The 26,737-nt window shown below is 49.5% G+C and carries 21 protein-coding genes and 4 pseudogenes; 11 read left to right on the top strand and 14 right to left on the bottom strand.

Annotated elements, in window-relative coordinates; all coding sequences use genetic code 11:
• Nucleotides 1-111 precede the first annotated feature (111 nt).
• Nucleotides 112-855, top strand: coding sequence for an LEM-3-like GIY-YIG domain-containing protein (locus O1721_RS20970; RefSeq protein ID WP_045324733.1), 744 nt, complete (start codon nt 112-114; stop codon nt 853-855).
• Between the two features lie 161 nt (nt 856-1,016).
• On the top strand, nt 1,017-2,096 hold the full coding sequence (locus tag O1721_RS20965; protein ID WP_045324735.1) for an SMEK domain-containing protein: 1,080 nt from the start codon (nt 1,017-1,019) through the stop codon (nt 2,094-2,096).
• A gap of 156 nt (nt 2,097-2,252) precedes the next feature.
• Here O1721_RS20965 and O1721_RS20960 read toward each other — a convergent pair whose 3' ends face one another.
• From O1721_RS20960 to O1721_RS20945, 4 genes are all read right to left on the bottom strand, one after another.
• The gene (locus O1721_RS20960; RefSeq protein WP_032668570.1) at nt 2,253-3,293 is read right to left on the bottom strand and encodes a hypothetical protein; all 1,041 of its coding nucleotides are present in this window, start codon (nt 3,291-3,293) and stop codon (nt 2,253-2,255) included.
• Between the two features lie 276 nt (nt 3,294-3,569).
• Nucleotides 3,570-4,877, bottom strand: a complete 1,308-nt coding sequence (locus O1721_RS20955) for an McrC family protein (RefSeq protein ID WP_032649193.1) — start codon at nt 4,875-4,877, stop codon at nt 3,570-3,572.
• Nucleotides 4,874-7,030 (bottom strand): AAA family ATPase, encoded by a 2,157-nt coding sequence (locus tag O1721_RS20950; RefSeq protein WP_032649191.1) that lies wholly within the window; start codon nt 7,028-7,030, stop codon nt 4,874-4,876. Before O1721_RS20950 ends, O1721_RS20955 begins: the two co-directional genes overlap by 4 nt.
• Before the next feature lie 579 nt (nt 7,031-7,609).
• Nucleotides 7,610-9,289: an SgrR family transcriptional regulator gene (locus tag O1721_RS20945; RefSeq protein WP_032649189.1), complete on the bottom strand. Its 1,680-nt coding sequence runs from the start codon at nt 9,287-9,289 to the stop codon at nt 7,610-7,612.
• Between the two features lie 222 nt (nt 9,290-9,511).
• Between O1721_RS20945 and ptsG the strand changes: the two genes are divergently transcribed.
• Genes ptsG through hxlA form a run of 4 tightly spaced genes read left to right on the top strand, consistent with a single transcriptional unit; the run spans nt 9,512 to nt 13,099 of the window.
• A complete protein-coding gene (gene ptsG, locus O1721_RS20940) occupies nt 9,512-11,038 on the top strand; it encodes a glucose-specific PTS transporter subunit IIBC (protein WP_032649186.1) in 1,527 nt (508 codons plus the stop codon).
• Nucleotides 11,035-11,877 carry a glucose-6-phosphate isomerase family protein gene (locus O1721_RS20935; protein WP_032649184.1) on the top strand — a complete coding sequence of 281 codons (843 nt, stop codon included), beginning with the start codon at nt 11,035-11,037 and terminating at the stop codon, nt 11,875-11,877. Before ptsG ends, O1721_RS20935 begins: the two co-directional genes overlap by 4 nt.
• Complete coding sequence (hxlB, locus tag O1721_RS20930; protein ID WP_032650087.1) at nt 11,877-12,440, top strand: 6-phospho-3-hexuloisomerase; 564 nt, start codon at nt 11,877-11,879, stop codon at nt 12,438-12,440. Before O1721_RS20935 ends, hxlB begins: the two co-directional genes overlap by 1 nt.
• A 23-nt stretch (nt 12,441-12,463) precedes the next feature.
• Nucleotides 12,464-13,099, top strand: a complete 636-nt coding sequence (hxlA, locus tag O1721_RS20925) for a 3-hexulose-6-phosphate synthase (protein WP_032649182.1) — start codon at nt 12,464-12,466, stop codon at nt 13,097-13,099.
• A 71-nt stretch (nt 13,100-13,170) separates the two neighbouring features.
• Here hxlA and O1721_RS20920 read toward each other — a convergent pair whose 3' ends face one another.
• The 5 genes from O1721_RS20920 to srlA all read right to left on the bottom strand — a co-directional run bounded on the left by O1721_RS20920 (nt 13,171) and on the right by srlA (nt 17,561).
• Complete coding sequence (locus tag O1721_RS20920) at nt 13,171-14,373, bottom strand: protein NO VEIN domain-containing protein (RefSeq protein WP_032649180.1); 1,203 nt, start codon at nt 14,371-14,373, stop codon at nt 13,171-13,173.
• Nucleotides 14,374-14,667: 294 nt separating this feature from the next.
• Nucleotides 14,668-15,681 (bottom strand): Gfo/Idh/MocA family protein, encoded by a 1,014-nt coding sequence (locus O1721_RS20915; protein WP_032649177.1) that lies wholly within the window; start codon nt 15,679-15,681, stop codon nt 14,668-14,670.
• Between the two features lie 10 nt (nt 15,682-15,691).
• Nucleotides 15,692-16,672, bottom strand: coding sequence for a PTS glucitol/sorbitol transporter subunit IIB (gene srlE / locus O1721_RS20910; RefSeq protein ID WP_032649175.1), 981 nt, complete (start codon nt 16,670-16,672; stop codon nt 15,692-15,694).
• Nucleotides 16,669-17,043 (bottom strand): PTS glucitol/sorbitol transporter subunit IIA, encoded by a 375-nt coding sequence (locus O1721_RS20905; RefSeq protein ID WP_032649173.1) that lies wholly within the window; start codon nt 17,041-17,043, stop codon nt 16,669-16,671. The genes srlE and O1721_RS20905 overlap by 4 nt, the downstream gene beginning before the upstream one ends.
• On the bottom strand, nt 17,040-17,561 hold the full coding sequence (srlA, locus tag O1721_RS20900; protein ID WP_032649168.1) for a PTS glucitol/sorbitol transporter subunit IIC: 522 nt from the start codon (nt 17,559-17,561) through the stop codon (nt 17,040-17,042). The genes O1721_RS20905 and srlA overlap by 4 nt, the downstream gene beginning before the upstream one ends.
• A 338-nt stretch (nt 17,562-17,899) precedes the next feature.
• Here srlA and O1721_RS20895 point away from each other — a divergent pair, with 338 nt between their 5' ends.
• The gene (locus O1721_RS20895; RefSeq protein ID WP_045324751.1) at nt 17,900-18,316 is read left to right on the top strand and encodes a helix-turn-helix domain-containing protein; all 417 of its coding nucleotides are present in this window, start codon (nt 17,900-17,902) and stop codon (nt 18,314-18,316) included.
• A gap of 366 nt (nt 18,317-18,682) precedes the next feature.
• On the opposite strand, the gene O1721_RS20890 is transcribed toward O1721_RS20895, so the two are convergent.
• Both O1721_RS20890 and O1721_RS20885 read right to left on the bottom strand, forming a co-directional pair.
• Entirely contained in the window at nt 18,683-20,752 is a 2,070-nt protein-coding gene (locus tag O1721_RS20890) for a DUF927 domain-containing protein (RefSeq protein WP_032649166.1), read from the bottom strand.
• Nucleotides 20,753-20,787: 35 nt separating this feature from the next.
• Nucleotides 20,788-21,003: an AlpA family transcriptional regulator gene (locus tag O1721_RS20885; RefSeq protein WP_032649164.1), complete on the bottom strand. Its 216-nt coding sequence runs from the start codon at nt 21,001-21,003 to the stop codon at nt 20,788-20,790.
• 260 nt (nt 21,004-21,263) lie between these two features.
• Here O1721_RS20885 and O1721_RS20880 point away from each other — a divergent pair.
• A pseudogene (locus tag O1721_RS20880) lies at nt 21,264-22,231 on the top strand (replication endonuclease); the annotation flags it as partial.
• Here the strand turns inward: O1721_RS20880 and O1721_RS20875 are convergent.
• Entirely contained in the window at nt 22,223-22,459 is a 237-nt protein-coding gene (locus O1721_RS20875; RefSeq protein WP_032649162.1) for a hypothetical protein, read from the bottom strand. The pseudogene O1721_RS20880 and the gene O1721_RS20875 sit on opposite strands and share 9 nt — an antisense overlap.
• Before the next feature lie 137 nt (nt 22,460-22,596).
• Here O1721_RS20875 and O1721_RS20870 point away from each other — a divergent pair.
• The 3 genes and pseudogenes from O1721_RS20870 to O1721_RS20860 form a co-directional block, all read left to right on the top strand.
• A pseudogene (locus tag O1721_RS20870) lies at nt 22,597-22,784 on the top strand (hypothetical protein).
• Nucleotides 22,785-23,060: 276 nt separating this feature from the next.
• Nucleotides 23,061-24,620: a hypothetical protein gene (locus O1721_RS20865; protein WP_045324738.1), complete on the top strand. Its 1,560-nt coding sequence runs from the start codon at nt 23,061-23,063 to the stop codon at nt 24,618-24,620.
• A gap of 215 nt (nt 24,621-24,835) precedes the next feature.
• Nucleotides 24,836-24,967 (top strand): annotated as a pseudogene (locus tag O1721_RS20860) (transposase); the annotation flags it as partial.
• Here the strand turns inward: O1721_RS20860 and O1721_RS20855 are convergent.
• Together O1721_RS20855 and O1721_RS20850 are read right to left on the bottom strand one after the other, a co-directional pair.
• Nucleotides 24,961-25,293, bottom strand: a pseudogene (locus O1721_RS20855) (terminase large subunit domain-containing protein); the annotation flags it as partial. The pseudogenes O1721_RS20860 and O1721_RS20855 overlap by 7 nt on opposite strands.
• Before the next feature lie 67 nt (nt 25,294-25,360).
• Nucleotides 25,361-26,341 (bottom strand): DUF6602 domain-containing protein, encoded by a 981-nt coding sequence (locus O1721_RS20850; protein ID WP_032649158.1) that lies wholly within the window; start codon nt 26,339-26,341, stop codon nt 25,361-25,363.
• Nucleotides 26,342-26,737: the final 396 nt, after the last annotated feature.

The following is a 26,737-nucleotide window of genomic DNA, read 5'->3' as shown; positions in this document are numbered from 1 at the left end:
TTATCAATGGGGGCAGATCAGTCAATCTATATGCTATTTGTTTTGCTCTTAAGTTCTGAACTATAGTGCCGATAGGGAAATTAAGTACTTTTGTCCTAAGGAAGCAAGGTTGTGAAAGATTTTTCAAAATACTCGAAAGCGTTAGGGATGGCTAAGTTCTATGTTTATGCATTTTATGACACTGAAGATGTATCAAAAAAACCGTTTTATATAGGCAAAGGCAAGTCAGAACGCTGTCTTGATCATATAAAGTGTAATGATTGCTCTCCGAAATCAGAACGAATTAATCATCTGTTAAAAACAGGAAATCTGGGAATCGACATACTACGCCATGGCATGGATGAGGCAACCGCGAAGCTTGTTGAAGCAACATGTATTGATCTCTTAGGTGTTGGAGAACTGACCAACAAAGTACGAGGAAGCAGCTCACTTATGGGGCGAATCACGCTGGATGAGCTCAACCATCTCCTTCTTAAGCAAGAGACGGAAATTGCACCTGAACATGCAGGGCTCGCTTTTTTGCTAAACAGCACCTACAAGTCTGGCATGAGTGCACTTGCATTATATGAAGCTACGCGTGGCGTCTGGGCAAAAGTACCAAAAGATGAAAACCTGCAATTTGCATACGCAACCTACGGCGGTTTGGTGATGGAAGTCTACGAGATACAGTGCTGGCTAAAGGCAGGCTCTCAACAGTACTTTACTCGGGAACTGATTATCCCCCCCGAAACCAACCGTTCAGAGTTTGTTGGGCGAATTGCATCACCAGAAGTCAGAGAATTATACGTAGGCAAGCTAATCAAAAAATCGCGCAGTCACGGTAGCCCTTTCGTAAAAGTTGGGCTGGCACAATAAACCGACTTGCTTTCCATCCATTGGTTAATACACCTTAATGCTTCTCATGTTGTTGAGGCTGCCAATGTCCGCTTCGTGCCAGGAGCGGACATTCCCATATTGAAAAGAAAACCGCTGAGCTGTATTCTGGCAGTTATAAAAATGAAAAAGGATTCTCAATAATGAACATATATGCAACTAAAACTGAAACTTTTAAGAGGTTCGTAGCTGGAGTCTTAAGTAGCTATAGTGCAACAATTTCTAACGAATCAAAACTTAATTTGCAAAATGGAACAACCTCCTCGGAAGAGGCCTTAATGTGGCTAATAAATAAAGCTTTTCAAAAAGAGTTTGAAGACGCTAACAAAGTTTTTAAGCATAATTACCCCGGCATAGATTATGTTGATGAGCACAATAAAATTGTGATGCAAGTAACGGCAACCGCAAGTAGCAAAAAATTCGGAGATAGCATAGATAAAACACCTGATTGGCTCAGAAAAAGCGGATATAAAGATTTTTACTTTTTCATCAACTCCACTAACAAACGAATAAAATATTCTCATCAATACTTTAACGTGAAAGTTTTTGATATTAATGACTTAATATCCTCTCTATGTACGTTAGAAACAGGAGAACGGCATAAAGTCGTTGCTTATCTTAAAGAGAACTTTTCCGATTGGATTCCTTTAAACTCTTCGGGATTATTCATACCACAAGTGACCAGTTTCAAAAGAAACCAATCTCTTTTTAATAAGTTCATTGAAATAAATAAATTAGGTGTAAATTGGAACTTAACTGACTCCCATAAAGAATGGTTGCGTGAGCAGTGTGAAAATGATTTGTATCATCTTCAAAAAAAATTATCAGAACTATCAATGTTGCAGCGTAATTTTATTTGTATGATTTATCAGTATGGTTTTGTAAATGGCAGGAATAGGGCGGATGACGTTTCGCAAGAAATTCGATTTAACCTTGCGCAATATGCAACGCATTTTACTGAAGAAGAAGCCGAGCGATTTGATGATATATATTATGGGTTAAATAAGTGGGGAATTTGTGAGATCATAGAAGTTTTCGATACAGAACGCTACGTTCAAGATAGTGAGATTTTTCCGCATTACAAAGAATTAATCCTGAAATGGTCTAACTGGGATGCGAATTATAATTTATTTAGAGCTATTGGTAATTTTTACATGTCGAGATATGATGAAAAAGAATTGTACCGTGCAATTAGAAATAATGATTTTTTCCTAATTTACTAATACACCTTAGCAAACGTCTGCTGTTCACTCACAGCGGACCTCCAGCTCAGTTAACTAGTCCGCTTCGTGCCAAAAGCGGACGTTATAAATTTCTTTTAGGGCAACCAAAAAAAGTATACGACCTATACTTGATTTGTATTTTAGATTACGCCTGTATCAGTATAAATTTAACCCAAGCTTACTAATTTCTTTTCTACGCATTCCAAAAATAACATCACCACTTCTAGAAATGAATGAAGCAATGCGTCGGTCATTGTCATCTACACCTTCCCAGAAGAAAGGGACATTATTGTTCATCAGACTTTCTGCAAAGGTTAAATGTGTTAACGCCAAGAAAATCCTAACGAAATTAGATGGCTCATTGAAATTCTGATTCAGCAAATGTAGTGTCAAATGTCTATTGAAACTACCTTCATTAACACCTCCAGTTGGTTTATATATGACATTTTTAAAAAAAGATCTGGTTGAATTAATCACATCACACTGGGGGTTTAAATGTGTGAAAAAATCCACCTCAGTTTCAATGTCATAACCTTTGCCGGGATGCCAGTCAAAATTTGGTAGCTGCCGACTTCCCCATGTAATAATGAGTTTTCTAATTTCTTTTTCAAATCTGTCTGCACTTGTATTTGTGTTGTCACCATCACAAAATTTCACGAGTAAGTTCCTCAACCCTCCTTCAAAGACAGGGAAGAGCGACATTATAGATATATGATCATACCCCAAATAAAAAGCTTCTATAGCTTCAAAAATAATTGTTTTGTAGTTTTTTAGTGATTCACTCTTTATAAAATATTTGTTGAAATAAGCAATTGCAATTTCTAATGAGAAATTTTCGAACAACCATTTATTTGAATTCTCAAGTGGATTTTCACATCTTTTAATTTCATGGATTGCAGAAGAAAGAGTACCTTCTCCAATATATAGGGGTAATGCTATACCAAGTGAATTTGCATGCAACTGAATATTCGAACATCGTCCCCAATGTCTATTTAAGTACGATATTGGCCTTTCGGTAAGCAAGAAGTTTAAATCATCAATTTTAACTGTGAAAGAAGCATGACAAAATTCACTTTTTGAGATCACTGGTTCTACGCTATGATTTCTCCTGAATTGATTTAAAATTTCATTCTCAGAGAGCTTGTCTAATTTTGATAAGCGTTTCAAAGTTGGCAGGAATTTTTCTAAATCTGACATAATAATCCTAAAAGTTAAGAATTAATCTTTACGAAAGATATCATATGATCCTTTGATTAATTATACTATTTAATGGTGTTTTTATCAGCACAGAACTAGCGCAAACGTCCGCTTTTCGCTCATAGCGGACATGTCCTACTGTTATTCTCTACGTACCAAGAGAATAAGCCCAGTATATTAAATGCATTAAATGATCATGTAAGTTTGAGCCTAAATCATGGATTGAGGTTATTGAGAGAGCCGAGCCTCAAGGTGCATCGGTCTCGCCTTTTCACCTCACTGCGTGTTGATGCCGAGAAGGTTAATTAACTGCCCGACAATCTTGTCCTCATCGAGAATCAGATCCACACTAGCCACCTGTAATTGTTCCTTGCCTGCTAGAATCCTATAGCCTGCATTCAGAGGTTGCGTTCCCAGACCTGCATGATGTGGATAGAGAAGCATAACTTGTGGGCAGTGATAAAGCCGGGCATAGGCCATCATCTGGTAGACATCAGTCTGCGATACTCCATGCCTGACATCTTCTGGATGACGCCCAATACGCTTCCATTTAGTGTCTATGATCATAACAATCTGCTGCTCCCGCTCGATAAGCAGATCCGGTCGGGTCTGGAAGCGTGGTTTGCCTTCTTTTACGTCCTCGATCAGACAGTATAATCTGCCTGTCTGTGCACGAACCGTCCATTCCGTACCGCGTACAGCACGCTTCGCCAGCGCCGCTATATATGCCTCGAACAGGTCGTTCATTGGGAAAAGCAGCGTAATCCCGTTCTGCGCTCGTTTATCGTGGTGTGTAGCTTGCCAGTCGCGTCGCAGGAGAAGACGTGCCAGATTGTAGAGGGCTTCCCAGCGATGATTGGTTCGGTCGATCCGTACCTGTGACCACGGCAGATGACTGAAAGGGACGTCGCTAACACCCGCTAACAGGATGCGCAATTCATTCAGTCGACGGAGCGTATCAGCAGCGCGGGCATAATGGTGAAGCAGAACTACACACGCCTTCATAATTCGAAGTAGGGCGGTATCAGCCGACAGTTCGTCGTAACGACAGGCGAGACGGTCGGGGCGGACGGCAAGCGTAGTGAATTGTCGTTTGATATTGAGCCTTCCGCGCAATGAGGGCAAATCGTCTTCCTGTGCCAAATAGGTGCGCGGTAATCCCCGATGTACTTCAGATAAGAGTCGCTCGGCGAACAAGCGGATGAGTATCTCTAGCAGGCTTTCAGCTTGTCTCGCCATTGTTGCAGCCTGTCCATTGACGAGTTTAAGGCCGAGGGCGACATCAAGCATACGTATCAGGCGATTGCGTATTGTGGCGTCCGGTTCTATCGTCTCGTCGTCGAATTTGGGCAGGATCTCAAGGCTACATCCCGGAGCGGCAATGACCCCAACCATTTGCCCGGCAATAATTTTGTTATGGCGATCGATTAAGATATTGGTACCGTGCTGATTTGCCAGCGGATGCTCGCGCGCCGCCGTAAGCAGCGCGTTAGCCTGAGGGCGGGTAAAAGCATGAGGAGCGTTTATACTGCTTTCAGTGTTCACACAAACACCACCCCATTCGCGAACCGTGAGGTGCGTCATTCTTTCGATTCACCAGCCACCTCAAGAGCGGTGACATTTAACGTTCTGGCTTTGCCTATCAGTCGATCAAAGGCGTCATTTCTGAACGGTGCACGTACCGACCAGCTTGATAATGGTTCCCCCTCTATTCCGGGTGGCGGTAAAATCTGCTCTTCCTGCATAAAACCATCGCCCAGTACTGCCGCGATTCGGCTCCAGTCCTCGAAGAAATACTCTTGTAACAGCGGTATGACCTTATTGCGCACTGCATCTTCAACTTGTTCCCTGGATTCACAATTGATAAAGAAGGCGTGTCCAATGCGATATTCCCGGCCTATAAGATATTCAATACGCTGGTTGATGGTGGTAAGAACGGCTTTGAGATCGATCCCCTCTACTTCACTTAGCAGGGTCGCGTCGGGAGCCATTTCCCGGAAGTTGAATCGTCGCCTTAATGCTGTGTCGAGCAAGGCGATGGATCGATCGGCGGTATTCATGGTGCCTATGATATGAAGGTTGGCGGGGATGCCAAAATCTTTCTTTTTCGAATAAGGCAGAGTTACGGTGAGTGCATCAGGCATTCCAAGACGTTTATCCGGCTCAATTAACGTAATCAGTTCACCGAACACTTTCGAGATATTTGCTCGGTTGATCTCATCAATAATGAGGACGAATTGTTCTGGTTGGCCTTTAACATCGGAACTATTATTCAGGTTCTCTGTACTTGAGAGCAGTCTGCCTAGCGCCGGGATATTCACACGACTGGTGGCAATGGAATAGAGCGTCCGCATGGTGAAGTTACCATCGATAATTGTATCGAGTGGCAGTGGTTCATCAAGGGTCAGTAGCCAGCGAACTGGGCGGCGGTGGGCATAGTAACCTTCGGCTTCAGGAACGAAATAGTAATCACCAGTTATTTCAGCGATAGCGCGAAACGCAGTGTTCCCGTAAGGGACAATCACGATATCACCAGGCTTCATTTCGCAACGGAAGGGATAGGTTTGCGTCCAGTTACTAGGTGTCAGATTCCCTGGATTTTGCTTGATCCATTCATCATGAATCGCGTTGAACGATGAGAATCTATCCGCGCTCCAGTCTATGGTCCCACCCCAACCCAGAGCGATATACCCATTGTCGCGGGCATCTTCATACACATCGTCTTCGGTGCCAATTGTCCCTTGCCCCATTTTCCAGAAGCGTTTTTGGGATAGTTGCAGTGCCGAGGCATCTGTCTGTGCACGGGGTTGTGTTCTGGCCTGATCGGCAAGGGCACAAATTTCTCTGAAGAGCCCCGGCGTAGGCATGAGTCTGAAACCAGCAGACGAAGACTCATCTTCACCGATTTCTGGACGAAGGCCCTCAACGAAGGTTTCGTAGTCATAGCTCTGGTGGAATGTGACGAAAGAGATCCTCTTTTCTGCCATCAGTTCGTTATAGCGCGCCATCAGGGCCGCACGCCCATCTTTTGAGTTCGGATAGGCATCTTTGCCATCGCAGAGCGCTACGGCTTCCCTCGCCGTGTGATAGGTCTTTCCGGTACCTGGAGGACCGTAAAAAATAAGGTTAGTCGGAGTTGGTTTATTCTGGGCCACCAGTTCGCTTCCTTCCGTAAGGATGAACGTATATTTCCGGGTTGTGCTCTTTTTAGGTCCTTCCGTCACCGGAGGGGGAACATCCGCTAGTTCCTGAAATTTTTGACCATCAAGAGCCTGACAGATGTTCGGCCATCCCTTGTCGAGACCCATTTCAGTATTCAGAGGACCAACTACCAGGGTGACACTTGCGTCACCTCGCTCTCTGGCTGGGGTGATGTAGTTTTCAAGAACATAATCCCGAATTTCGTCGGCCTGAGAGTCATCACCGCTCAGAAAACGTCCATATTGTCCGAGCCAGCTATTCCAGTTGGACAATCGGTTAAGCGGTTGCTCTGATTCAGGCATTAGTAACCGATAGTCATTGCCGCTATCTTTGGCATCACGGCGAATCTCTTTGATCCGCTGCCGCAATTGCGCAAATCCATCCGCCTTGTAGGCTGCATCCAGATCTGCATGAGGAGAACCAAGTGCTGCGAGATTTTTTTCTATAGTTTTGACAGCATAAATACGGGAATTGAGGCCTGCTTGCGTTTTGGCGCCTCTGCTCTTCAACCATTCCTGAAATTCAACTTCGAGCATTTCCGATGCCCTCTCATTTTCGTTAACTTACTGATAGCTATCATTGTGGATGATGGAAGGGGCAGTACTGCAACTCTTCGCTACAGATTGCCAATACTATTAATCTTCCTTGCTGATTGTCTCGCTTGCGGGGCGAAGGGTTTGACCAACCTGACATAGCAGACAGGCATCATCCTCGAATGTCATGGTCCCTCAGGAGTGCAGCCCAAGCGCTAAGTAGCTTACCGTAAACATAGCACTATGGATGCCTTGGTCAAGGTATGTTTTTTCATAATTTATTGATAAAAAACAATAATAGTTATTATGTGATGATTTGAACCTTTATGAGCCTTTTAATAAATCGTCATGTCCAAAGCTATGTAGCAGCTGAAGGTACAGGCATTGAGCATGGGCATTTTAGCTTCGTCTACAGGACGTTCTGAATGTAGGTATCGGTAGACAGTAAAGGGGGCTGCGGATGGATTTGATGGAATTGCCCATACAGATGACCAAACGTTCCTCCACCCCAAATCCCGCACTTCTCTCCCTTACCCTTAAAGGCCTTTAAAGGCCCTTTAGCGAGCTTTTGCGGGCGTAGCATTATTCGAGCCAAAGTTGGCTAAAATCCGGCCATCCCAACGTATTTAAATCCCGCCAGGTAAATGACTTCTCGGTCGCAAATTCCATCCAGTGATGCAGCAAAGGAATGACATATCGCTGATGGGTCATCTCATGGAAAAAGGCGGCAATGGTGGCGAATGCCTGTTCATCGTCGCTGTTCAGAATGGTCGGCAGCAGGGCTTTCAGGTTTTGTCGCTGGGCTTCAGTCAAGTGCGTAAACAGCGCGGTGGAAGCCAGCCATTCCAGAAATGCCGGAACCGAAAGGGTATCGAGCATAAAGTTGCTGAGCCAGATATCCGCAGGAGGGCGTGGCTGGCTGTTAAAGTTGTCAAATGCGTCGATCCGTATCTCGGCGCGAATATGCCAGCGCTCAAGCAGGCGGCGAATCGCTCCGGCAAGCTCCACAAGTTCCGGCTGCTGAAAGGTGCTGATGATGACTGGCTGACGCAGGTTAAACGGCGCGGTGATCCCGCCAAAATCCACCGGGCGGTGGTTCCACTGTGGCAGCATGCCCTGCGCAACGGAGAGGATGCGTGCGTATTCGTCGGGAAGCTGCGTCTGGCTGAGGAGTTCGACAGGTTGCAGCAGGTAATTGATAAACCGTCTTCCGGCCTCATCTGCAAAGGCACCGTCACTATCTAGCAGTACAAAGCAGCAGCCCTGCTCCAGACTACGCTCGTTGAGCGGGCGGTCATCCTGCGCCTCTTCGCCCCGCAGCAGGGGAATAAAGCTCATGCTGATATGCTCCGGAGCCCAGGTGAAAATGGTGATCTCATCCAGTCCGGGCCGCGCCTGGTGCCAGTGTTGATTGCGCCGCAAAACCATAAAGTTGTCGCTGTGCTCCTGCAAGTGGAAAGCGCCGGTACAGCGGATGTGTCCGTGCTGGTAATCAAACAGCATCGTCGGCTGGGTGGCGAGCAGGCAGTCGAGCCGCCTGACCGGGTGATGCGTTTCAATCGTCAGATGCCAGGGGGCGTCAGCGGTGATGGCTTTGATTGGGCTGAAAAGCGGGGCGAACTGCGGGCTCTGGCTGGCGGCGAGCAGGCAGCGCTGAGCGGTGCTGGCATCCAGTTCGCTGCCATCGGCAAAGCGGGCGGTGGATTTCAGCCAGAACTCCCAGCGGGTAAAGTTCTCGTTGTGGGTCCAGTAGTGGGCAATATCGGGGACGATCCTGCCATGAACGGCGTCATAGCGCGTCAGCCCGCTCAGGCACTGGCGCAGGAGGTGGCGTTCGGTCCGCCGCAGGGGAACGAGCGGGTTAAGGGGATCCAGATTGCGATAGTAAGGAATGCGCACCCGCGTTTCGCTGCTTTTATCCTGCACCCCAAAGCGCCACAGGCTCAGGCGATCCAGCAGATACTTGTCGTTGCCGATAAACCGCAGCACGTTGCCGTAATCCTGCTTCTCCAGCAGCTTATTGACGTTCTGGCTGAACAGCTTTTCCGGCGAGGTTAACAGGTGGAGCCGTGAGCGCTTGCCGCGTCCGCGCTGCGGCTGCCAGTCGAGCCATTTTTCATGGTGCATCTTTTTCAGCGCAATCCGGCAATTACGCACCGAACAGCCGAAGATGGCGGCGATTTCCTGCATCTGTAATTCGTGCGTCTGGCCTGCGCCGTAGCGGGCGTGCAGCCTGCGAAAATGCGCCTCGAAGATACTCATATGATGCCCTCCCGCCGAACGTGTTTTCCTCTTTTATCCCTTTCTGACGGCTTCTGGCGTGATTGTCCTCATAAATTTTCCGGTTTTAAGCGAAAACCGGAAATAACTTTCGTCTTCGGTTGCTGTTTTTTTAATCACCTCCGGTTCGGATACTGAAGGTGTTCGGAGCAGAACCTGCTGTTGTGCGAATCCCTGTCATAAAGACGCGCTCAGGAGATCGAGATGAAAAGATTAAACCTTCTGCAAATGTTACAAAGCATCGGGCGATCGCTCATGATCCCCATAGCCATGCTGCCTGCCGCCGGTATTTTGCTGGCCTTCGGCGTCAGCTTTCAGGATCCCAATATTGTCGCCAGCCTGCCGTTTCTCGGCGCTGACTGGCTGGTTCACGTGCTGAAGCTGATGGCAGAAGCGGGCAGTGCGATTTTCGCTAACCTGCCGCTGCTGTTTGCGGTCGGCGTGGCGGTAGGGCTTAGTGACGATCAGGGCATTGCCGGGTTGTCGGCGATCGCCGGGTTTCTGATTATGAACGTCACCATCGGCCAGTTTCTGGGGATCACGCCCGAGTCGGTGGCGCAGGTGCGTGACTACACTATGGTGCTGGGCATCCCTTCGCTGCAGACCGGCGTGTTTGGCGGCATCATTATCGGGATTATCGCCGCCTGGCTGTATAAACGCTATTACCGCATCCAGCTTCCTTCGTGGCTGGAGTTCTTCTCCGGCAAGCGATTTGTGCCGATAGTGACCTCCTTCGCCGCGCTGTTTGTCGGGCTGGTGATGGCGGTGGTCTGGCCGCCGGTTCAGCATCTGATTAATGGCCTGTCGAATACCATGACGGTGCAGGGGCCGGGCGTGTCCGCCTTCCTGTTCGGTTTTGTCGAGCGACTGCTGATCCCGTTTGGTCTTAACCATGTCTGGTGGCCGACGTTCTGGCTGCAGTTTGGCGAGTACGTGAACAAAGCCGGGCAGGTGGTGCATGGCGACCAGCTTATCTTCTTTGCCCAGTTGAAAGATCAGGTGCCGATTACCGCCGGAACCTTTATGGCCGGGCTGACGCCGATCAAGATGTTCTGCATTCCGGCGATAGCGCTGGCGATTTATCGCTGCGCCAGCCCGGAAAACAAAGCTCGAGTGAAGGGTATTATGCTCTCCGGCGCGATCACCTCCATCGTCTGCGGCATCACCGAGCCGATTGAGTTCTCCTTCCTGTTTGTTGCGCCCGTGCTGTATGGCATTCACGCCGTCCTGGCGGGGCTGGTGTTCCTGCTGATGGAGTGGTTCAGCGTACACATCGGGCTCTCTTTCTCCGGCGGGCTTATCGACTATCTGTTCTTTGGCGTCCTGCCGCGCGCGCCTCACTGGTACATGGTGTTCCCGGTCGGGCTGGTGATGGGCGTGGTGTACTACGTCCTCTTTACCTTTGCCATCCGCCGCTGGAATTTGCTGACGCCGGGGCGTGAAGTTGAAGAAACCGCTGTGGCGCAGGAAAACGAACAGAACGACCTCGTGAGCGGCATCATTCTGGCCTATGGCGGGCTGGGGAATATGACCAGCATCGAAGCCTGCATGTCGCGTCTGCGCATTGACGTGACGGATAAGACACTCGTGGACAAAGCACTGCTGAAACAGCTTGGCGCGGCGGGCGTCGTCGAGGTCGGGAACAATATCCAGAGCGTATTTGGCATGAAATCCGATCGGCTGAAAGAGGCGATCCGCGCAGCTAACGCGTATACACAGGAGGCAAAATGAAACAGCTACACCACAGCGGCTTGCCGCTGTATCTCGATGACGACGGCGTGATGGCGCTGAAACCCCCGCTGAACTATCTCGGCTTTGGCCGCAAAAGCGCCGGGCAGATGGCGGTAGTCTTACCGGAGTTCACCGAAGCGCTATGCGATGAACCGGCTTACGATGTTTATCGCGGCTTGTGCTTTCCGGAGGATCAGGAACGGCTTGCCGCTGATCAGTATCAGTACGACATCACCATCATCATGCCGGGAACGATTGGCAAGGAGCGCAAGAAAACCAGCGGTCACTATCACGGCTATAACGATACGCGGCGCAACACCCATCCGGAAGTGTATGAAGTGATTAAGGGCACTGCGGCGTATATCCTGCAAAAGTCGCCGGATTTTGCCGTTGAGCCAAAAGATCTGCTGGTGGACGATCTTATCGTGGCGGTGGTGAAGGAAGGGCAGAGCATTATCGTGCCGCCGAATTACGGCCACTGCTCTATCAATATCGGCGACGGGCCGCTGGTATTCAGCAACCTGGCGTATAAACCCTGCGCGGTTCACTACGACACGGTGCAGTTTTACCACGGTATGGCCTGCTACATCGTGGAGGAGAACGGGCAGCTCTGCGTGCGCAAGAATCATTACTATCCGCATATTCCGCACATCAAATTCGCCACCGTCAAAGAGAACCCGCATCTTGGCATCACCTTCGATACGCCACTTTACCAGCGCTATCGCGCCGCGCCGGAACGTTTCCATTTTCTGGGGCATGTCGATAACTATGTCCGGGAAATCATGGGGATGCTCCAGTATCAGGATGATTTATTCCCGCTCTGTCAGGAGGACGCATGATGGAAACGCAATCTGTTGCAGGCGTTGCCTGTAGCGACCTGAATCAGGCGATGTCGCGGATTGATGGCGCTGCGCTGGCACGTCTGGAGCAGGCCATCGCTGAAGCGAACGCGATATTTGTTTTTGGCGCAGGGCGTTCGCTGTTAATGCTGAAAGCTCTGGCGATGCGCCTGATGCATATCGGCCTGAAGGTGCATGTTGTCGGCGATGTGGTCACGCCTGCGCTGCAAAAAGGCGACCTGCTGCTGCTGGCCAGCGCCTCGGGCGAAACGGCTTCGCTGGTGAATGTGGCTACAAAAGCGAAGCAACTGGGCGGCACAGTGGCCTTGCTGACCATTTTCCCCGAGTCCACGCTGGGGAATCTGGCGGAGGTGGTGGTCAGGATCCCGGCCTATACCGACAAACTACCGGATGGACCCGATAACGTGAAAGGCATTCTGCCCGGCGGCAGCCTGTTTGAAGAGGCGGTCATGGTGCTGGGCGATGCCATGATTGTGAATCTGGCGCAGTCGACGGGATATCGCTTAACCAAAGGTTTTGCGCTGCACGCCAACCTCGAATAGTCATTCGATACAAGGAAACCAACATGAAATTACAGCTTGCCCTGGACGAGTTAACCCTGCCTGAAGCGCTGGTATTTATTGAGAAGGTGGTTGATGAAGTTGATATTATTGAAGTGGGAACACCCTTTCTTATTCGGGAAGGCGTGAACGCGATTAAAGCCATTAAAGAAAAATACCCGCATAAGGAAGTGCTGGCGGATGCGAAAATTATGGATGGCGGCCATTTTGAGTCGCAGCTGCTTTTCGACGCCGGGGCAGACTATGTCACGGTGTTAGGCGTGACCGATGTGCTGACGATCCAGTCCTGCATCCGCGCCGCGAAAGAGGCCGGAAAGCAGGTTGTGGTGGATATGATCTGCGTCGACGATCTGCCCGCACGGGTTCGCCTGCTGGAGGAGGCAGGGGCGGATATGCTTGCAGTTCACACCGGCACCGACCAGCAGGCAGCAGGGCGCAAACCGATTGATGATTTGATAACGATGCTGAAGGCGCGCCGGAAAGCCCGGATTGCCGTGGCAGGCGGTATCAGCAGCCAGACGGTGAAGGACTATGCGCTGTTAGGCCCAGATGTGGTGATTGTAGGATCGGCGATCACGCATGCGGTGGATCCAGCTGTTGAGGCAAGGAAGATTTCACAGGTGTTGTTGCAGCATCATTGAGATGAAGGCGCAGGTGACTCTGCGCCTGATTTCACACTTTTAAAGTTATGAGCCGGAGGTTGTTGAAACTATTAAGCAGGTTCTTCCAGATCGAACCTAACAACGTAAGCACAAGGGGACATTTCACTATTAGTGTAAAGATCTTGAGCATGTTTTACATATAGATTGCATGGCTCTCCATCTTTCCCATACTGTACAAGATAAAAATAATAGTTTTTACTGTGGTTACTTAAATTAGAAACGGTGAGTTCATTTCCTGACAGGAAAAAACGGAATGCTCCCTCTTTTCCATCCCGGCCAATTGATTTAACTTCGATGTATCGCTCATCACCTGGGGCATTAAAAGAAAGAAAGTCGTAACCATAAGTTGGACGATTACGGCGATCATCTATTTCCTCAGCTAGTTTTGAATAGCCGAGACCGATTAGGCGGTTTTTTTCCCAGTTTAATGCATATTCTTCGCTTTTTTTGCCTATTAAATCACGATTTTCCGTTATTTCTTCGAAATTGACTTCGGGATGGTTTCTTTTTTGTGGTTTTTTAACTATAACAGCAGGAGCGCTGCTAAGATCCTTACGTATGAATTGGGCATAAAGGAAGGTCATATATTTTGGATTGCTCCAGTTTCGGGTGATTTTATGCTCTAGTTTTTTCTTGAATAACAAATGTTGATATTTACTAATAAACTGTTGCTCTTTTATACCCATTTCCATAGCAATATCTTTAAGATGTTCTTTGCTGCAAATGTTTATAAAGTGTTCTGGGAAGTAAAGGCTCAATATTTTAGCCTTAAACATTTGGGATAGGGGGTTCTCGTCAATCGCTCTAAAATCTAATTCTTTCCCTGACTGTATTAGGTCTAGTAAAGCGTCTTTAACATTAGCGAAAACTTCTTTATTAGTACTATTATCATCGCCAAATTTCTGAGTAAAACGATAGCGGACGGTTGGATCTGATTTTGATTTTCCATAATAAATACCAAATTTGAGCGCCGTCGCACCTTGCATATTTGCCCATGTTCTGGTTTTTACTTCAACATAAGCACAAAATGAAGCTGTACCTTTGCCGATGACATAGTCATCAAGCGTCATTTTTTTTAGGTGATTAAGGGGGTAAAGTTGCAGAAATTGGCCGCGTGCACTTAGGGCATTATCTTCTTTGGCTGTATCGTAATCTTTTTCAAAAACACGAAGAATATCATTAAAATTTGTAGGGAGGGACATAATAGCTCTTCTTAAAATGGTTTTTAAAGGGACATTATGAAACTCCAGCATTATAATTTGCTTGGGACTTTTTTGAAATACTTGTTGACTATTATTGGTGCAATAAACATAGATGAGAGGTTTAGCATGATACTATTGGCAGGAAGGTGAAAAAGGTCATAGCCATAAAATACCTCCACTCCCCTTGATGACTAAAAAACATACAATCGTGTGTGAGGTTTTGTTGCGGCAGGATGGAAAACATTAATATATCTGCGGGCCAAAGCCTGACGAGTGAATAAACCAGTGAGTAGAATTAGCAAAATCATATGGAACTGGCACAGGGAGCTGCCCTGCGCCGTTTGATTATAGATTTTCAGGTTTCCCGCTCTCCAGACTGCGATGCACCGCCTCGCAAACCCGGCTTACCGCCAGCCCGTCTTCGGCGGTGACCGGGTACGGCGTTTTATGCCTGACTGCCCGCACAAAATCATTGATGGGGTCGATACCAAAACCACTGGCAACGCCGTTGCGGTAGTTGATGAAATAGCTGTTGGGGGTGAGCGTCATGCCCGGCGTGGTGATTTCCAGCCCGCGATGCTGTGAGGTGTTGCGGATCCAGGTTGCCTCGCAGAGAATATCGATGCGCCCGTCGTTGTCCTTCGGAAAGCCCTCCGGCAGCACCCACGAGTTTTCCACCACCCACGAACTGCCGTCGGCCATCGTCAGCAGGCTCTGCACGCTGTCGAAGGTGTCGAGGCCGCATTCAACCATCAGCCGCTTCTGTCCGACGGCGTACACCGATACCACCTCCTGCCCGGAAAGATGGTGCACCAGGTCGAAGCAGTGTGAGCCGAGAAACCACACCGGGGAGCTTGCGCCCGCCCAGTTCAGCCACTCTGTCGGCACGCTAATCACGTCGTCCATACTGATATGCCCGCGCAGGATGCGCCCGGCTTCCGGCTTCTCCAGTTCGGCCTTAATGCGCATCACCGCCGGGTCCCAGCGTTTGTGGAAATCGACGCCGACCAGCAGGTCCCGCTGCTGCGCCATCTCCACGATAAGCTCGCACTCGCGTACCGACGTGGCGAGCGGTTTTTCCGCCAGTACATGCTTACCGTGGCGCAGGGCGGTGAGGATGGATTCGGTGTGGCACGGGTCAGGTGTCGCCACCGAGACCACGTTGATGGCTTCCTCCTGCAGCAGAACATCCAGCCGGGTGTAGCCCATCACGCCGTACGCCATGGCAAGGTCGTCGCAGCGTTCTGTATCGGTGTCGCAGATGGCGACCAGTACCGTGTCCGGGTTATGGCGGTACGCGTTCATGTGGTGTTTACCGTAGATACCTGCGCCCACCACGGCGGCTCTGATTTTGTTCATCGTGATGTCCTCAGAATAAGCCCAGGGAAAACAGCCAGCCGATAATGACGGCCAGCGGTCCGGTCAGTTGTCTCGACAGTAGAAAGGCGGGTACACCTTTTGCGATGGTCTCCGGTTTCGCCTCCTGCATCGAAAGGCCCACCGGGACGAAGTCACAGCCGACCTGCACGTTGATGGCGAACAGCGCGGGCAGGGCGAAGGCCGGAGATATCGCCCCTGCGCCAATCTGTGTGCCTATCATCACGCCAATCACCTGCGAGATGGCCGCGCCCGGTCCGAGCACCGGGGAGAGGAACGGAATGCCACAGATGAGCGACAATAGCACCAGTCCCCACAGCGAGTTCGCCAGCGGCGTCAGGGCATGGGCTATCAGGCTACCGAGCGCGGTCTCCTGCACCAGCGCTATCAGCAGCGAGACAAAGGCCATAAACGGGATGACGTTGCGCAGGGAGACATCCACCGCCTCACGGCTGGCGGCGAACAGCAGGGCGATAACGTGGCCGACGGCGGTACCGGTCTGCTCGACCATGCGCACCAGCTTCTCCGCGCCGCGCGGTGGTGGTGGAGTGGTGGTAACCCGTGGCGCAGGCTCTGTGCTTGCCTCTGGTCTGCTGTCCGGTGCTTCGGCGGTATCCACCAGAACCAGCTGTTCCATCGTGACGCCGGAGACGTAGTTCTCTTCGGTAATAAACTGCGCCAGCGGTCCGGCCCGCCAGGTGGGGAGCACGTTGATGGTCGGGATACCCTTCTGTGGGTACAGACCACAGCGCAGGGACCCGGCGCAGTTAATCACCACGCACAGCAGTTCATCATCCGGGGGGATATCGGCAAAGCCGTTCACCACTTCCGATTCGGTGAGCGCGCCAATTTCTATCGCCACTGGATGGATTTCCCGCCCGGTCAGCGACAGTACTTTTTTACCGCTGCCAACGGGCAGCCACAGTCCCTTGCCGTAACCGCCGGGGCCGGGAGGAATAAGCACCGTGTTCATGGCCGCCCCTCCTCAATCACCAGATTGCCGTGGAGGTCATGGAGTTTCGGCACCGGGCCGGAGAGATGAACCGCGCCGACATGGCAGGGATTCAGGTCACCATTGAACACCAGCGTCAGGTGGCCGAGTTCAAACAGCGCCTGCTGTGCACCCTTGCCGACGGCAGTCACCAGATAATCATGCCCTGCCAGCATCAGGCGGTCGCCGGGGAGTATCATCAGGCTCTCTTCCCGGAACGACGGCTCCAGCGAGAGGGAGTAATCGAGGCAGTCCTTCGGCCCGTTGCTGTCGAAGGTGATGAGCATCTTGTCGGTGAGGCCGTCGGCGACAAACAGCCCGATGGCAGTAATACGTGCGCAGTAAATCATCATGGCGCATTCCCCCGCCTGCTGAGCCGCAGGAACAGATACTCGGTGATAATCCCGCGGATTAAACCAATCAGCATGGCGGCAGCGATATAACGCAGCGCCAGCGAGGTGACGGGCAGGTCGAGCGCCTTAACTCCGGCAGCGACACCAAGCCAGACAAACAGCTCCGACGGTACCACATGGGGAAACAGGCTGGTGAGCGGATGGGCAGTGGTGCCGAGTGCGTCCTCATAGCCAGGCTTGCTCTTCTCCGGCAAAAGCTTGCCTAAAGTGAGCGCGCCGGGGCTGCTCATAAAGAACCAGCCGAGCACCGGCAGCACGCCGTAGGTGAGGATGCGCGAGCGGCCGAGCAGGGCGGCGACTTTCTCCATTCTGACGGTACCGACCAGCTTCATCAGGAAGTTGATGGCCAGCAGCAGGCAGATAAGCATCGGGATAAGCCCGGTCATCATGTCGAGGAAGATTTTGCCTGCGGTCTGGAATACATGAATAAACGCCTCAGCGAGGCTGACTGTCCACATAAGGAGTCCTCCGGGTAAAAGGCCCGGAGCGCACAGACTTATCGGACAGAGGTTAAGGCATGACAGGCGTAAGCGTCTGGGGCTCCGGTAATGGCGATAAACAGCTGTGATTCATACTGCTTTCTTTGTTATCCCCGCTTGTGGCGTGTTTTTGTGAACTGAGCGGTTTTCAGGACGAGCGGATGCGTGGCAATTCAGCCCTGAGTATGCGATGCTCAGCAGTTGGGTTTGCAGAGGGTGATAGTCTGCAATTTGTACAGATAAGTTATCACATGATTTTGTGAATTTATTTTTATTGAATTCAACAAAATCAATTGATTACTGATTAGTGGCGTCTAATGTCTAAAAAAGATAATCAATTTTTTGATCAAGATAACAATTTTCAGTTTGGCACTCGCCTTGCCGAAGCGATGTCGTTATCTGAAGACACAGTCAGTTCTCTGGTAGATAAAACCGGTATTCCCAATTCAACCATTCGAAGCTATCTGAAGGGAGAATCCGTTCCCGGAATCATGCAACTTCGGAAGATAGCTGCTGGTATGGGCATCAAAGCGGGATGGTTTTTAGGTGATGATGAAGAGTTTGCCTGTCCAAAGGACGGGATATCAGAAATTGAAAAGGATCTTGAGCTACTCAATAACCTGTTCAAATACATGGCCCCTGTACAGCGAGGGCGGGTACTGAAACGCGTTCTGGCAAGTGTGGCGCGTCAGATCGACCATAATGTTGACGGTGACAATAATACTGAGCAATAGAACTAACGATCACTATCAGTCTGTATCTCTCATGGCTTTTGCCCTTTAAGGGCAGGCCCGTTCCCCTTATTCTCCCTTCCTTTCAGCCTTTGCCGTTTCAGTCCCTTTTCGCCATTTTCAGTTCTTCTGTTTTTGAGGTGGTACAGGTGGGACAAGTGGTACAACCGCGCCAGCCGTGGCTTTGCGCTGTACCACCTGAAAAATGCCAGTCGGAAAAGTGGGACAGATTCAGCAACGGCTGTCCCACCCTGTACCACTTTTTTTAAACCAGATTATCTAAAGTGGGACGCTGAAACCCGCGCCAGCTCTGCGTGTACCACTTGTCCCACCCTGTCCCACCTTTTTTTAAGACACGCGAGACTGCACTCAGATACTGAGGATGCGGGAGGTGAGCCGGTAGACCCTGGTTTTGCCGATCTCCGGCAGGCGAACCTGCGACTGGTATTTCCCGTCGCTGCCGGGCAGCAGGCATTCCGCTTCCAGACATAATCTGGCCGCTCTGGCGGGACTGAATCCCCGGCACATTTCCCGCCAGCCCTCCGGCAGGATGTGAAACAGTGTGTGCTCTTCACCCGTCAGCGGATCTTTTTCCACCCGGCGAAAGCCCACCATATTCAGCGGGCGGTCCGGGCCGTCCCACGAGGCAAAACGGCTGTACTGGTGCGCGGTAATGAACCGCTTGATCTGCGCCAGCACACCTTCATCCTCCTGGTTAGCAATATGGCCGCGTTCGTTCAGCCAGGCGTGCAGGCAGATCTGCACCGCCTCATACGCCGTGCCTTCCTGCCAGCCCGTGATGCCCTGCAGCGTCGCTATCTCTCCGGCCACCGCCAGCAGCGCAAAACGGGCCACAATGCGCTGCACCTGGTTTCCGGCATGCTCCGGCATCAGGGCGGTCTGGTAGTGGCGAAGTAATTTTCTTGCCAGCGTGGTGCTGGCGTCCAGGTCGTGGGTGAGGAAGGCCAGCCAGGCACGAAAGGCGGTGCCGTGGAAACGGGCCACCCGGTCGCAGAGGGCATCGGCGAACTGCTGGCCGCTGGCAAACCCGTGCAACTGCTCAAACGCACCATGCTGTCCGGTGTCGCTGGGGATTTGTACCATGCGCACGTCCATTCCGGCGTAGAAGCGCTCCCCGGCGCGTTCGGTATGTTCCGCCAGCGACAGCTCCCCGGTGGAGAACAGTAGCAGCGTCCAGTGCCTGCGGTTGCGCACTTCGCCGTCGGTACGGGCGCGCCCCTTGCCCTGGCCGTTCGCCAGCATATAGGCAATCATTCCGGCTTCCCGCGGGTCCACTTCGCGCAGTTCATCGAGCGGCAACAGGGCATCGTTGTGGCGGCTGGCAATTCCCTCCAGCGCATTCCCGGTGGCCCGCCAGGAGTGCCAGTAATCGGTACCGCCACAGACGGAAGCGGCCACCTTCATCACCGTGGTTTTGCCGTCGGTGGACTCACCGCGCAGATGAAAGCCTCCGCCGCCCGTTCCGGTCAGGCGCAGCAACGGGGCGGCCAGTGCACAGCAGAGGGCAAAGGCCAGCCGTGAGTTACCTGCACAGAGCGCGGCGACCTGTTCCTGCCATTCCGCCAGCGTACCGGACTGTGCAAAGCCGCCGGTCAGGTAGTGGCTGCCCTGAAGGATGACATTGTCGCCACCGGGACCGATAACCTCATCCGGCAGCACGTACACGCCGTTGTGCCAGCCGGTTTTCTCCACGCAGGTGACCCGGCGTCCGGGGAGTGACCGCGAGATATATTCACATAACAGGCTGCGCAGGGCGGGGCGGGTAGCGATGTAGGTCAGGCCATTCTCCAGCAGAATGCGTCGCAGCTCCTCGCCGTTGCCGCTGAGCATTGCCATCGGCATGGCCCAGCGCCGTAACTGCCCGGTGGTGGTATGCCATTCCAGCAGGCGGCCATAGCTGCCGTCATGGCTGTCGCAGGTGATGGCGGTGACGCGCAGAGGGGAACAGATGCGCTGGGGCTGGACGTCGCTTTCCCCGTCGCGTCGCTCGGTCAGCTTGTCAAACCACAGTGCTTCTTCATCGAGGCGGAAGTTATCCGGCAGGATGTCGGAAGGCCTTTCCTGCCGCAGGCGTGCAAGCTGCCCGGTCCAGTTCTCCAGCAACTCACCGTCAGGGCTCATCAGCCGGGCCATCTGTACACCCACGTGCGCCAGTTTTACGGCGATTTTCATCAGGTCTTCTTCGCGGATATCGCCGGTGCGAAGTACCCGGACATAGAGCGTGTCGGGTCTGATTATGGTCAGGTTGGCCAGATCGGCCAGTTCATCTGGTCCGAGTACCACAGGGGGAACATCATCTTCCCGGTCGGGATCTTTTCGCCACACACGTGAGGTTTCCCATGCCAGGCTTCCGGCAAGGATCACCACTTCGAGCGTGCGGTCCGGAGACTGCTTACAGAGAAAGGGTGCGCGTTTCATGATGGGGTATCGGTCGGCTCATCCCTGAGCGTGGATTAACGGATGGCGGTGCGGCGCTGTTGCCACTGACGAATTTCAGCGGCATCGAAGACCACCAGTCTGGAAGAGAGGTGGACGGGGCGGGGAAAGTCGGTGTTTTTAATCAGGCGGTAAACCGACGATTCGCTCATCGCCAGAAACTGGACCACCTGCCGCATACGCACGTTACCGCTTTCGGGAAAAGCATCGTTACTGTCAACACGGGTTTTCATGATTGCGCCTCACGGGAACAGAGTGTCGGAGCGGTTATAGCGCGGAACGGGAAGGGGAGGTATAGGTCCGGGTGAAAAATCGGAGTCCGGATAGAAAGTAATGAGTCCGGGAAGAATTTCTGGGTTTTTAGAACTGATAGCTTCCAAATAAATAATTGAAAGTAAGTAGTTTTATTTCCCTCATGCTCAATCAGGACGCTACCTGTTGAGGTTAACGAATGGCAACGCACGACTATAAACTCTTCACAATAGCTATCGCTACCGGGACGCGCTTAAAGTCTGAGCTTATCAACCTGCACAAAGGTACACCGGCCAACTATATCGCCAAATACATCAGTAAAAGCGTCGACGGGCGTGGGCTGGCGCAGGAAATCAGTAAAGAAACAGGCAGATCACTGCGCGATAACGCTGAGAACGTAACTTGGGCTTCGCTGCACCGTGTCCAGCAATTCCGCTTCTTTGGCCCTGGCAGCCAGGCGTACCGCGAACGGCGCTTGCTGGCCGGTCAGGCTGCAAGAGCGCAGGGTGATAAGAAGGCAGGCGCGCCGGTTCTGGAAAACCTGCGCCTGGATGCTGTGCTGGCCGCAGCTGATGCTGGCTGTTTTGCCATCTACATCATGAAGCAGGGCGGCTTCCTGGTTCCCCGTAAACATCATCTTGTCAGAACTGCCTATGAGCTGAACGACGAGCCGAGCGCCTATGGCGATCATAGTGTTCGTATTTATGGCATCTGGTTCCCGATCATTGAAGGCCGGATCTGCACTCATGCAGTGAAGTGGAAAATGGTTCGTAAAGCCGTTGACCTTCAGGAGGCGACAGCCGACCAGGGCGCTTGCGCCCCTTGGACTCGTGGCAATAACTGTCCCCCTGTTGAAAATTTGAACTAATTAGGGGGGGATCCAACCGATATTAAGGCTATGAATGTGAAGGAGCTACACAATTACCTCCATGGCATGAGCCAGAAGGAATGCCGGGGGCTTACAGCTAGGATGAAACTGGTAAAACCGAAGAGGATAAAACATACAAGCAGAACTTTTCCGAGCAGCAACGCCCGCAGCTTGAGGTTGAACTGAAATCCAGCGGTTTTGATGCAAGCAATACGGAGGTGGATCTGCTTTTGCGTGGTGGCAGTATTCCATCTGGGGCTGGATTGCGCATTTTTTGCCGTAACCAGCGGTTGCAGAAAAATGATAAATGGCGGCAGTGGTATTCAGCCGCCTCAAAATGAAAGCTTACAAGCCAGAGGCTTGCCGCGGATGCGGGCAACTTCATACTTAAGTTCAGCCGCTTTGGCCTCGCAAAGCCGGAAGGCTTTTAGCCATTGTTCTGTTGTAGGCTTACCAAATATATCTTCCATTACCACAACCAAGTAAAGGCAGCGGCCAGTGCCAAGTTCGCCTGCAACCAGGCAGGCTGCGTTAGTTCCCGCCATAAGTTCAATACATGCTTTACGCATCGATTTATCCCTCATTCCGTTGTCTCTTCTAAAGCATCGCACTTGAGCCATCTGTTTGAAACATAGAAAAAACAATTTACATTTCATGGCTAAATATAAGCTGTGTTTATATACAGATTTTTTTAATGGAGCGGAAAATGCAGGACTATTTTTTGGAGTCGTTGAAGCTCCAGCGTATTGATTTTTTGTGAAGCTTGTAGCGGCTAGTGAGTGCGATGATGAAGAAAAGCGGCTTGCTATCCAGTGGGTTTCAGCGCTGACCGATGAATTGATGGCAAAAATCCGTGCCCATGAGTACAACCGTTCAATGGATCTCCCAAGTTAGGCACAGCAACGTTGAACAACGAGCAGTGCGAGCGTTTGTGCTGTTGTGCATATCTATGCTGCATGAAAATGAATGATCGAGGATCGTTTATACCCAAGCCAGCCAGTTCTGGCGGGCTTTTACTTATATTAGGCAGACGCATGAAAACCACTACGCAAAGCGGGCAGGCGTGGCGGGGATACGAGCGCGCGCTGCACCAGAAAATCTATAATTAAAGCAGTTGTTCGTTTTAAGGATTCTTGATAGTTTGAGTTTTTTCCTAAAAAGGATTTTTCAATGGCTAAGAGTGAAATATCTCAGTTAAGAGATGAACAAGTAGATAACTTGATCATTTTGTGTGATGAAGCCATGAGGGCTACACCCGAAAATGTCAAGAGATTTATTGAACCTGCGCCCGGAGTTCTTGCTCAATCGAAAGCTAGGCAGCATAGTTTGATTTTTGGGAGAAGGGGGTCGGGCAAGTCCTCATTATTGAGGAAGGTAGTTGCCAATCTTACTATTGATAGAAGGCCTATTTCTTTTGTTGATATGGAGACATTTAAGGGGCATTCATATCCTGATGTTCTAATTAGCGTTTTAATTAAAAGTTTACAAGAATTTGAGAGTTGGTTAGAAACTGCTGCATTAACGCCAGCTACTAAAACTACATTTTGGAATCGTCTTTTTGGTAAAGCACCAGAAAGAAAACCTTTCAAAAAAAATCCTACCAATGAGCTTATCGGTGAACTGAGAGTTATCATTCAGGATTTAGAAAATAAACTTCTGCAGCCAGAAGAAATCAATGTGCAAAAAAAGGAAACTTCCACTGGAAATTTTGAAGCATCAGGTAATGCTGCATTGAAGAAAGGTCCAGTAGAAATAGGCGGTGCAGTTAAAAAAGGGAATACGGATGTTAAAGAAATAAGCGAGGGATATAAATCAATAAAAACAGAGTATTTGCATCAAAACATACTCAAGTTTCAAAGGTTTTTTAACAAGCTCTCTGTTTTATCTGAGGGGCCTGCCTATTTAATACTTGATGATCTTTATCATATTAGAAGAAGCGATCAGGCTAAAGTTATTGATTACTTCCATAGGGTTGCTAAAGGAAATGGTTTATGGCTGAAGATTGGTACCATTAAGCACAGAAGTGAATGGTATATTCATACTGATCCTCCTACAGGCGTTAAACTTGGAGATGATGCGAAAGAAATAAATATAGATATTTCTTTGGAGAAGTTTGCGACTCTGAAGCAGTTCATGCAAAAAATTCTCACTAATTTGATGATTGAAACACCACCTATCACAGTCAGTGGGCTATTAAATACAACCGCAGTTGATAGATTGATTATTGCTTCAGGTGGTGTAACGAGGGATTTTATTGGTATATTTACTAAATCTATTAACCATGCTAGGGAAAGAGGACCAGATCATCCTCGAGGCCCTCGAATTGGTGCTGAAGATGTGAACCTAGCAACTGGCGAATATGGTGACATAAAACGTGAGGAATTTAAACTAGATGCTGATGATGACCGTGTTGCTTTAGAAGATTCATTTGCAAAGCTTGTGGCATTTTGTTTGAATGATGCGAAGTGTAATATTTTTCTAGTTAATCAAAAAATGACAGGTCCGGTTAAAGATGCCATTAATCAATTAATTGATTTAAGACTTGTACACTTGGTTCAGTCTCGCGTAACCTTGAAGAAAGGGGCCGATGGATTAGTTTTTGAAGCATATATGCTAGATACGAGTCAATACACCGCGTCTAGAAAAGTTCGAGATCTAAATTTGATCGATTTGAACTCGAAAACATTCAGTGAAGAGATACGTAAGAAAAAACTTCTTTACGAAGGTTGAGGTAATAATAAGAGGCGTTTTTAACGCCTCTTAAATTACTAATGTTCTATTTGTGTTTAATATTTAAGATGGCTGAAGTTGATAGTCTTTAAACCGAACTATATCTTCATTTACTCATTTATTGATCTCCTGAAGTTGTAAGTATCCCTGCAAAACGAACCATTCACTTTTAGAGATCTTCCGACATACCAATTATGTCCCTGGAGGAGTTCGCCATGCGTAAAGCCCGATTCACCGAACACCAGATCATTGCTGTTCTGAAGTCCGTCGAAGCCGGACGCACCGTCAAGGATGTCTGCCGCGAAGCGGGAATATCCGAAGCTTCCTATTACAACTGGAAAGCAAAGTCGATGATGTACTGCTTGAAGACGTGCGCTTGCGCCTTGCTGGCGGAGTGAAAAATCTGGTTGCGGCCGATGGTGATGACGTCAATCAGCGCCTCCCGGGCAAAAAAGAAGGTCGCCCCGGTCTGGCGCGATTTGAGCAGGTTGTGGATACGGTGGCGGTTGCCTGCCTCGTACCAGTGGCGCTGGTAGGCGAACATCGAGCCGTGGAAAACCTCCTGCAGCTTCTCGATCTGTTCGTCGGTGAAAACATTCTTTTCGGGCTGGCGGCACGGGCCTTTGTTGCGGTTGGCAACCTTGGGATTTAAATCAGCCTCGTTCCTGCCATCTTCGCTCATTTGTGAGGCGATTACCCTATGGTTGATGAAATAATCTGCATATTTGATTAGCCTGTTCCTAGAATTTGAATTCCATTGGCCCTAACGGTGCTATTTCTCTTAATCGTCCTCCTTTTATGACATAATTCCCTTTTGCTGAAGTTAATTTCCCTCCACACTCACATAATGTATCATTTGATATAGTGCCATTAATTATTTTGAAATCATCTTGGTCAAAAGTACAAATAATTTCATCTTGATTTCCGCATTGTTCGCAAATTACAGTTAGCTTAGGTAGATTTGTGGAGGGGGTAAGTGCATATCCACCCCGGTCTGATGCAATGTAGTAGCCTAATTGAGGATACCCTCTACTTAGGGATACCTCCCTGTAAGTATTTGTTATTCCAGCTAAAAGGTTGAGTGTTTCATCGTGATCTTCTGGTGTTTTCATCGAAACCCAACAATCTCTATCCTCATAGCAATACTCTCTTCCTGCAACGCAAATAGCACTTAAATAAGGTTTGTCAGGTTGATAGGACTTTATATATCTTTCGGCTTCGGTTAAACCACCTTCCTTTAAATTACTATTAAGAGCGAACAAGACTGCTCGGGGTTTACTAATTGAGTGATTCACCCGCTTTCCTTTCTCATCAAGCTTTCCAGGAAGATATTTAAATGTGGTAATGATTTTCTTTGCCGAGTCATTGGCTGATTTCAACTCTTTTGCATTTAATGTTGTCTTAACTTCAATTGTATAGAGTACTGATTCAATCGGGAATATCCCAACATTTTCATCAATTAGCACGGGGGGGAGGATTTCTTTGTTGTAAATGACAATGTCAATCTGAGGTGAGGGCGCGTTTCCAAAAGCATCTATGATTTGCCCTGTACCGACTCCAATATCTGCAGGTAAAAGCGGTCTGAAAAGCTTACTCAATAATATTTCTAGAACCGCACCCTTAACCCCTTTGTGAGTTACATCTGCTGCGGACCTTGCTTGGGCTATTGCTGCTGCAACCTTGCCCCTTAATAATGCTTGGTATTGGTTTTTGTTTTCCATAATTTTCCTAATTAATCAAAAGCTACAAGCTACTCATATTAATGAGTAATTGTACCTCCAGCCACACAATCTACAAATTGCATATCAAAATATGACTAATGACAATCTATGGTCATGAATGCACAACTGACCGAAATTATGCGCCTTTTCCAGTAATCTACTAAATGATGATGCCGTACATATGCTTAATTATAAGATAGCAAATGCCTCATGCAACACTATATTTGGTAAAAACAGAGAAGATATCAAGATGTATTCAAAAGAATTTAATCAGCGTAAATACTTAAAATTTGTAGGAAACCTAACAGACTGAAGTAACTGTAACTTAGATCGCGTACAGTCAAGAATCCCCGCTGGCGGTGATGGCGGACGACAATTTTTGACAATTCACTCCCA

It is taken from the genome of Enterobacter cloacae complex sp. HYC033_NIDB (genome assembly GCF_056673335.1).
This window is presented reverse-complemented; position numbering and strand designations above follow the sequence as displayed.

Coding starts and splice junctions, on each gene's coding strand:
- O1721_RS20965 (WP_045324735.1), top strand. CDS start 1,017: ATGAACATATATGCAACTAAAACTGAAACTTTTAAGAGGTTCGTAGCT.
- O1721_RS20960 (WP_032668570.1), bottom strand. CDS start 3,293: ATGTCAGATTTAGAAAAATTCCTGCCAACTTTGAAACGCTTATCAAAA.
- O1721_RS20955 (WP_032649193.1), bottom strand. CDS start 4,877: ATGACGCACCTCACGGTTCGCGAATGGGGTGGTGTTTGTGTGAACACT.
- O1721_RS20950 (WP_032649191.1), bottom strand. CDS start 7,030: ATGCTCGAAGTTGAATTTCAGGAATGGTTGAAGAGCAGAGGCGCCAAA.
- O1721_RS20945 (WP_032649189.1), bottom strand. CDS start 9,289: ATGAGTATCTTCGAGGCGCATTTTCGCAGGCTGCACGCCCGCTACGGC.
- ptsG (WP_032649186.1), top strand. CDS start 9,512: ATGAAAAGATTAAACCTTCTGCAAATGTTACAAAGCATCGGGCGATCG.
- O1721_RS20935 (WP_032649184.1), top strand. CDS start 11,035: ATGAAACAGCTACACCACAGCGGCTTGCCGCTGTATCTCGATGACGAC.
- hxlB (WP_032650087.1), top strand. CDS start 11,877: ATGGAAACGCAATCTGTTGCAGGCGTTGCCTGTAGCGACCTGAATCAG.
- hxlA (WP_032649182.1), top strand. CDS start 12,464: ATGAAATTACAGCTTGCCCTGGACGAGTTAACCCTGCCTGAAGCGCTG.
- O1721_RS20920 (WP_032649180.1), bottom strand. CDS start 14,373: ATGCTGGAGTTTCATAATGTCCCTTTAAAAACCATTTTAAGAAGAGCT.
- O1721_RS20915 (WP_032649177.1), bottom strand. CDS start 15,681: ATGAACAAAATCAGAGCCGCCGTGGTGGGCGCAGGTATCTACGGTAAA.
- srlE (WP_032649175.1), bottom strand. CDS start 16,672: ATGAACACGGTGCTTATTCCTCCCGGCCCCGGCGGTTACGGCAAGGGA.
- O1721_RS20905 (WP_032649173.1), bottom strand. CDS start 17,043: ATGATGATTTACTGCGCACGTATTACTGCCATCGGGCTGTTTGTCGCC.
- srlA (WP_032649168.1), bottom strand. CDS start 17,561: ATGTGGACAGTCAGCCTCGCTGAGGCGTTTATTCATGTATTCCAGACC.
- O1721_RS20895 (WP_045324751.1), top strand. CDS start 17,900: ATGTCTAAAAAAGATAATCAATTTTTTGATCAAGATAACAATTTTCAG.
- O1721_RS20890 (WP_032649166.1), bottom strand. CDS start 20,752: ATGAAACGCGCACCCTTTCTCTGTAAGCAGTCTCCGGACCGCACGCTC.
- O1721_RS20885 (WP_032649164.1), bottom strand. CDS start 21,003: ATGAAAACCCGTGTTGACAGTAACGATGCTTTTCCCGAAAGCGGTAAC.
- O1721_RS20875 (WP_032649162.1), bottom strand. CDS start 22,459: ATGCGTAAAGCATGTATTGAACTTATGGCGGGAACTAACGCAGCCTGC.
- O1721_RS20865 (WP_045324738.1), top strand. CDS start 23,061: ATGGCTAAGAGTGAAATATCTCAGTTAAGAGATGAACAAGTAGATAAC.
- O1721_RS20850 (WP_032649158.1), bottom strand. CDS start 26,341: ATGGAAAACAAAAACCAATACCAAGCATTATTAAGGGGCAAGGTTGCA.